This is a genomic window from Candidatus Agathobaculum pullicola (assembly GCF_052117205.1).
Classification (GTDB): Bacteria; Bacillota; Clostridia; order Oscillospirales; family Butyricicoccaceae; genus Agathobaculum; species Agathobaculum pullicola.
Map to the genome: position 1 here is coordinate 1 of NZ_JBQKJP010000078.1, position 5,121 is coordinate 5,121.

The window sequence follows — 5,121 nt, forward strand, 5'->3', positions numbered from 1 at the left end:
AAATTCAAGTTTGTCGGGTAAATAGCAAACCCAGCCGAGCCAGTCAACGGTCAAGATGAACGGCGCATATGCGCAGCCGTTGACAGCCCCGCCCGCCTTTGCTGGTAGGCAATCAAGGGGCGACAGCAAGAAGTGCCACCGCCCCGCACTATTATTCAGAAAGGGGAATTTCCATGACCGACCAGATAGCCTATCAAGAATATATCCAGCGCAGGTACAACGCCTTTTGCAAGACTGTTATCCGCTGTGCCGCCTTGGACAAGATTTTGAAGCTTAAACGGCAATGGGAACGGCAAGTTTCCCTTGACTATCTGATGAACGAGAAGTTTGTCCAGTTTGCCGCGTCGGAGCCGGACGAGGAATACCCATTTACCGTCTGCGGTCAGACCGTCCTGCTCTGCAACGCCGCCCTTGCCGACGCGATCTCTGTTTTGCCGGAGCAGACGCGGGAAGAAATCCTGCGCTATTACTTTCTGCGCCAGCCGCAGCGCGTGATCGGCGCGTGTATTGGCCGGTCACGCAGCACAGCGGGGCGGCATATCCAGCTTGCCTTGCAGCGGCTACGCGAAGAAATGGGGGTGAGCCGGTATGAGTAGACTTCTCCCCTATGAAACAATCCTCAAAGCCCGTGAGGGCGACCCAGAAGCCGTGAACGCTGTCCTGCTCCACTACGCCGGATATATCCGCTATTTCTCAAAAGTGAACGGGCAGGTCAACGCCGAGGTGGAGGACTATGTAAAGCAGCGGTTAATTGACTGTCAATTCAAGTTCCGGCTTGACGAACCACCGGACAAGTCATAAAAACTGAATACCAGCCGCCACCGACGCGGCCAGCGAAAGCAGTAAGTCTTGAAAAAGATTTACTGCTTTTTTTGTTGTCCGGCTCCGCTCCCGGCCATTTTGCCCCCTGCCGGTTGTAGTAGTAAGCGAGGAGGGAATTTTTCTGCCCTGGTGTTTGGCATTTGGAGCATTTACCCGTAGTAGAGGGCAAAGAGAAAGGATTTCTCCAACACCGGGTAGAAACCACTGCGTCCGGTGTCATTTTAGCGAAAGCGGGCAGGAATGCCCTTTACAGGATTAGTAGTAGCAGAAAAAGAGAAACAAACTTTTGTGGTTGCAGTTTTCCAAAAAAGTGGCGGACGGAAGTGAGAGAAAGTTTGCAGTCACGGAGAGCAAGTTTCTACCACGGTGCCAAAATCCGCAATTCTGCAGTTTTGCCCCTCGCGGGAAACTTGTTGGGGAGTGCCTTCCCCAAACCCTGCTCATACGCCCTTACGGGCGAGAAAGGAGGTCACACCATGCGAAAGAAATACAACACGCCCCACCGCAGCCGCGTTGTGAAAACCCGGCTGTCCGAAGATGAGTATGCCGACTTCACAGCGCGGCTTGCGCCCTATGGTATCAGCCAGTCCGAATTTCTCCGGCAGGCGATACGGCGGGCGACCATACGCCCGGTTGTCCATGTGTCGTCGGTCAATGACGAGTTGCTTTCCGCTGTCGGGAAGCTGACAGCCGAGTACGGCAGGATCGGCGGCAACCTCAATCAGATTGCCCGGTATCTGAACGAATACGGCGTACCCTACAACACCCTTTCCGGCGAGGTACGCGCCGCCATATCCGACCTTGCCGTCCTCAAGTATGAAGTCCTCAAGAAAGTAGGTGACGCGGTTGGCAACACTCAAGCATATCAACTCTAAAAACGCCGACTACGGAGCCGCCGAGCAATATCTTCTCTTTGAGCATGACGAGTTTACCATGAAGCCCGTCCTTGATGAAACCGGCAGGCTTATCCCCCGCGAGGACTACCGGCTGTCCACGCTGAACTGCGACGGGGAGGATTTTGCCGTTGCGTGTATGCGGGCCAATCTCCGCTATCAGAAAAACCAGCGGCGGGAAGATGTGAAAAGCCACCACTACATCATCAGCTTTGACCCGCGGGACGGGCCGGACAACGGCCTGACCGTAGACCGGGCGCAGGCGTTGGGGGAACAATTCTGTAAAGAGCATTTTCCCGGCCACCAGGCCCTTGTCTGCACCCACCCGGACGGGCATAACCACAGCGGCAACATTCATGTGCATATCGTCATAAACAGCCTGCGGATTGAGGAAGTGCCGTTCCTGCCCTACATGGACAGGCCGGCCGATACGAAAGTCGGCTGCAAGCACCGATGTACCGACGCTGCCCTGCGCTACTTCAAATCCGAAGTCATGGAGATGTGCCACCGGGAGGGGCTTTATCAAATCGACCTCTTGAACGGCAGCAAGAACCGCGTCACCGACCGGGAGTATTGGGCGCAGAAAAAGGGACAGGCCGCGCTGGACAAGCAGAACGCCCCCATGATTGCCGATAGTATCACGCCCCGGCAGACCAAGTTTGAAACGAACAAGGAGAAGCTGCGGCAGACCCTACGGAAAGCCCTTGCCACCGCCGCCAGCTTTGACGAGTTTTCCTCTCTGTTGCTGCAGGAGGGTGTGACCGTCAAGGAGAGCCGGGGGCGGCTTTCCTACCTCACGCCGGACAGGACAAAGCCAATTACCGCCCGGAAGCTGGGCGACGATTTTGACCGCGCCGCTGTCTTTGCCGTTTTAGAGCAAAACGCCGCCAGAGCAGCCGAAGCGCCAGCCAGATCCCCCGATCCCCCAAGCACCATAAAAGACCGCTTGCAGGTTGCCAGAGCCGAGATAGCCGCCCCGAAACAGGACGGAGTGCAGCGGCTTGTGGACATTGAGCAGAAAATGGCCGAGGGCAAAGGCCGGGGCTATGAACGCTGGGCGAAGATACACAATCTGAAGCAGGCCGCCAAAACGCTGTCCGTCTACCAGCAATACGGCTTTACTTCCCCGGAGCAGTTAGAAGCCGCCGTTGACACCGCCTATCAGAAAATGCGCCAGACCAGCGGCGAACTGAAAGCACTGGAAACGAAGCTGCAAGGGAAAAAGAAGTTGCAGCGGCAGGTGTTGGCCTACGCCCAGACCAAGGCCGCCCGCGACGGGCTGCGGGCACAGAAATCCGAGAAAGCCCGCGCCGCATACCGGCAGGCCCATGAGAGCGATTTTATCATAGCCGACGCAGCAGCCCGGTATTTCAAGGCGCATGGCATTACCAAGCTGCCCGCCCGGAAAGCGTTGCAGGCCGAGATCGAGCAGCTTATCTCCGAGAAAGACGGCCTGTATAACACCTATCACGAACAGAAACAGCGGTTCAAGGAGTTGCAGACCGTCAAGCGGAACATCGACCAGATTTTGCGCCGGGACGAGCCGCACCGCAGAAAGGAGCAGAGCCATGAGCGATAACCTGCCCCACATGGACTACCGCCAGCACCGGCGGGCGCGGCGGCTGGTACATGAGTGCTGTAACTACGATGAGGGGAACTGCCTGCTATTGGACGACGGGGAGCCTTGCGTGTGCGTCCAGAGCATTTCCTTTTCCCTCATGTGCCACTGGTTCCGTGTGGCTGTCCTGCCCCTTGACGGGGAGCTGGCCGCAGCCCTCTTGTGCCGGGGAAGCCGGAAACGGTGTGCCGTCTGCGGGGCGGCCTTTGTCCCCAAATCCAACCGGGGAAAATACTGCCCCGACTGCGCCGGGCGCATGAAGAAAATCAAAGCCGCCGAGAGAAAGCGGAAACAAAGGCAGAGATGTCACGCTTTAGAGCCTTTCAAACCCGCATAAATCAAGGCTTTTTTCGTGGGTGTCAAAGGGTACGCGATACATTTATCCTTTTCCCCCGGAAACGGCGTTTTAATGCGTGACAATACGCCAAAATCAACCCGAACACAGGGAGGTGATCCTATCGCTGATTATATCAGGGCAGACACGCGGCTGCCCGCCTATCTGCCGTATCCCCGTTTCCTGCTGAAAATGGAGATTTCACAGACCGCCAAGCTGCTGTATTCGCTGCTGTTAGACCGTTCCACCCTCTCCCAGAAAAACAAGTGGCTGGACGACGAGGGCAGGATTTATATTATCTATCCCATCGCGGAGATAGCAGAAATACTGGATAAAGGCAGCACCACCATCAAGGGGGCGCTTAATGAACTGGACACGGCGGGGCTGTTGGAACGGGAACGGGGCGGCTTCTCCGCACCGAACCGGCTTTATGTCAAAGTACCGCCAGTGCCACAGGTACAGTTTTCAGACCAACTGATGGCCGGAAGTCCGCCCCTCATAGAGCCGGAAAACCGTCCTACTGATGGTCAGAAAACCGACCTTATGATGGTCGGAAAACCGTCCCCTAACCAAACTACTATAAACAACCTTACAGAGAGCCAAACAAAGGGAGTGAGTGGGGGGCCGTCCGCGCCCTATGGCCGATATGGAAATATTTTTCTGTCACAGACCGAATACGACGAGTTGCAGGCAGAGTACCCTGACAGGCTGGAACGGTTCATCGAGGAAATGAGCCGCTACCTTGCCGCCAACGGGAAAAGCTACCAGAACTATGCCGCCGCCCTGCGGATATGGGCGGGGAACGACAAAAAGGAAGCCCCTAAAAAGGGCATACCAGACTACTCATGCAAGGAGGGCGAGAGTTTATGAAGAATGAAATCAACGCGGTTTTGGAGAATATGACGACCACCATCCCGGAGCCGGAGGACTACACCGGCGAGGACGGTTTACTGTACTGCGGCAAGTGCCGCAAGCCGAAAGAAGCCTATTTTGCGCCGGATAAGGCCGCTATCTTCGGGCGCGACCGCCACCCGGCAGAGTGCGACTGCCAGAGAACCGCCCGCGAGGAACGGGAAGCCGCCGAAAAGCGGCGCAGACACCTTGACACCGTGGAAGAACTGAAACGCCGGGGCTTTACCGACCCCACCATGCGGGACTGGACTTTCGAGAACGACAACGGCAGGAACCCGCAGACCGGGCTTGCCCGCCGGTATGTGGAGCATTGGGAAGATATGCGGACAGACAATATCGGCTGCCTGTTCTGGGGCGGCGTAGGCACCGGCAAAAGCTACCTTGCAGGCTGTATCGCAAACGCCCTCATGGAGAAAGAAATCCCCGTCCGCATGACGAACTTTGCTCTTATCCTCAATGACCTTGCCGCCAGCTTTGAGGGGCGCAACGAGTACATTTCCCGCCTTTGTCGTTATCCGCTGCTGATCCTTGACGACTTCGGC

7 protein-coding genes are annotated in these 5,121 nt (G+C 56.5%); all 7 read left to right on the top strand.

Annotation, left to right across the window (positions count from 1 at the left end; genetic code table 11):
- The first annotated feature begins 173 nt into the window (after positions 1 to 173).
- A complete protein-coding gene (locus ACTQ3V_RS15200; RefSeq protein WP_002586616.1) occupies positions 174 to 596 on the top strand; it encodes a sigma-70 RNA polymerase sigma factor region 4 domain-containing protein in 423 nt (140 codons plus the stop codon).
- Positions 589 to 801: a helix-turn-helix domain-containing protein gene (locus tag ACTQ3V_RS15205; protein ID WP_002586615.1), complete on the top strand. Its 213-nt coding sequence runs from the start codon at positions 589 to 591 to the stop codon at positions 799 to 801. Before ACTQ3V_RS15200 ends, ACTQ3V_RS15205 begins: the two co-directional genes overlap by 8 nt.
- A gap of 497 nt (positions 802 to 1,298) precedes the next feature.
- Positions 1,299 to 1,697, top strand: a complete 399-nt coding sequence (locus tag ACTQ3V_RS15210; RefSeq protein ID WP_002596229.1) for a plasmid mobilization protein — start codon at positions 1,299 to 1,301, stop codon at positions 1,695 to 1,697.
- Positions 1,669 to 3,294, top strand: coding sequence for a relaxase/mobilization nuclease domain-containing protein (locus ACTQ3V_RS15215; protein ID WP_441468247.1), 1,626 nt, complete (start codon positions 1,669 to 1,671; stop codon positions 3,292 to 3,294). Before ACTQ3V_RS15210 ends, ACTQ3V_RS15215 begins: the two co-directional genes overlap by 29 nt.
- Positions 3,284 to 3,670 carry a cysteine-rich VLP domain-containing protein gene (locus tag ACTQ3V_RS15220; RefSeq protein ID WP_002596231.1) on the top strand — a complete coding sequence of 129 codons (387 nt, stop codon included), beginning with the start codon at positions 3,284 to 3,286 and terminating at the stop codon, positions 3,668 to 3,670. Before ACTQ3V_RS15215 ends, ACTQ3V_RS15220 begins: the two co-directional genes overlap by 11 nt.
- Positions 3,671 to 3,742: 72 nt before the next feature.
- Positions 3,743 to 4,537 (top strand): replication initiator protein A, encoded by a 795-nt coding sequence (locus ACTQ3V_RS15225; RefSeq protein ID WP_006356266.1) that lies wholly within the window; start codon positions 3,743 to 3,745, stop codon positions 4,535 to 4,537.
- Positions 4,534 to 5,121 (top strand): P-loop NTPase family protein (locus ACTQ3V_RS15230; RefSeq protein WP_441468248.1); only part of this gene is annotated, 588 nt, incomplete at its 3' end. The genes ACTQ3V_RS15225 and ACTQ3V_RS15230, both read left to right, overlap by 4 nt.